Source organism: Subtercola boreus (genome assembly GCF_003399625.1).
In the GTDB taxonomy this organism is placed as follows: Bacteria; Actinomycetota; Actinomycetes; order Actinomycetales; family Microbacteriaceae; genus Subtercola; species Subtercola boreus_C.
Genome location: NZ_NBXA01000074.1, coordinates 1 through 1,064 on the forward strand (window position 1 = coordinate 1; position 1,064 = coordinate 1,064).

At 63.7% G+C, this 1,064-nt stretch carries 1 protein-coding gene; it reads right to left on the bottom strand.

Annotation, left to right across the window (positions count from 1 at the left end; translation table 11 throughout):
- Positions 1-79 precede the first annotated feature (79 nt).
- Positions 80-919 carry an IS21-like element helper ATPase IstB gene (istB, locus tag B7R21_RS19285; RefSeq protein WP_116284874.1) on the bottom strand — a complete coding sequence of 280 codons (840 nt, stop codon included), beginning with the start codon at positions 917-919 and terminating at the stop codon, positions 80-82.
- Positions 920-1,064: the final 145 nt, after the last annotated feature.

A 1,064-nucleotide genomic window follows, 5' to 3' on the forward strand; every position in this document is an offset into this window, starting at 1 on the left:
TGAGTATGTCAACCTAGGCCAGGACCACCTGGGTAATCTAAGCGGAGACCACCTCGGCGTTTAGCGGTGTCGGGGCGGCCTATGCCGGGCCCACCCCGGGCCTGTTGGGTGAGGCGTGTTCTGGTTGGCGTTGAGTGTGCGTGAGTCGGTAGGACTGGGTGCCGGTCTCGATGATGGTGCCGCCGAAGGTGAGCCGGTCAACGATCGCAGCGCAAAGCCGTGGGTCGGTGAACGTTTTCGCCCAACCGGAGAAGGACTCATTCGACGCGATCGCGATTGAGTTGTTTTCTTCTCGTTCGGTGAGGACTTGGAAGAGCAGTTCGGCGCCTCGACGGTCGAGTTCCATGTAGCCCAGCTCATCGATGGCGAGGAGGTCGACCCGGCCGTAGCGGGCGATGGTGCGGGCGAGGTTCTTCTCGTCAGCGGCTTCGACGAGTTCGTTCACGAGCCGGGTTGCGAGGGTGTATTTGACCCGGAAGCCTTTCTCAGCAGCCGCGGTGCCCAACGCGATCAGGAGGTGCGATTTACCGGTCCCGGAGTCTCCGAGGAGGCAGAGAGGTTGTCCTTTACGCACCCATTCGGCGGTGGCGAGGGTGTTGATGGTGGCCGGGTTGATGTTGGGGTTCTCGTCGAAGTCGAAATCGCCTAACCATTTATCTCTGGGGAACCCGGCAGCTTTGACCCGCCGGACCGAGGAACGTCGGTCGCGGTCATCTACCTCGGCCAGGAGCAGTTCCGCAAGGTACCCCTGGTAGCTGAGTTGTTCTTTCTCGGCCACCGTTGTGGCCTCGTCAACTACCGCGCGGATCGTGGGTAGGCGAAGTCTTCGGCAGGCCGCATCGATCGCTGCGTTGGCGGCTTCTTCCGTCATCCCGCGGCGGCGCCTCAGGGTGGTGGTGACACTGGCTGGTGCGGTCATGAGGCTGTTCCTTTCACGGCGGGCGGGACGGTCGCCGGGGTGGGGCGTGCGGGGAGTTTCAAAAGCTGGTCGTAGGCCTCGAGGGTCGGCAGGGGCCGGGTATCGGGCGGGAGTCCCGCGATCACTGCGGCGGGATCGGCGAGGC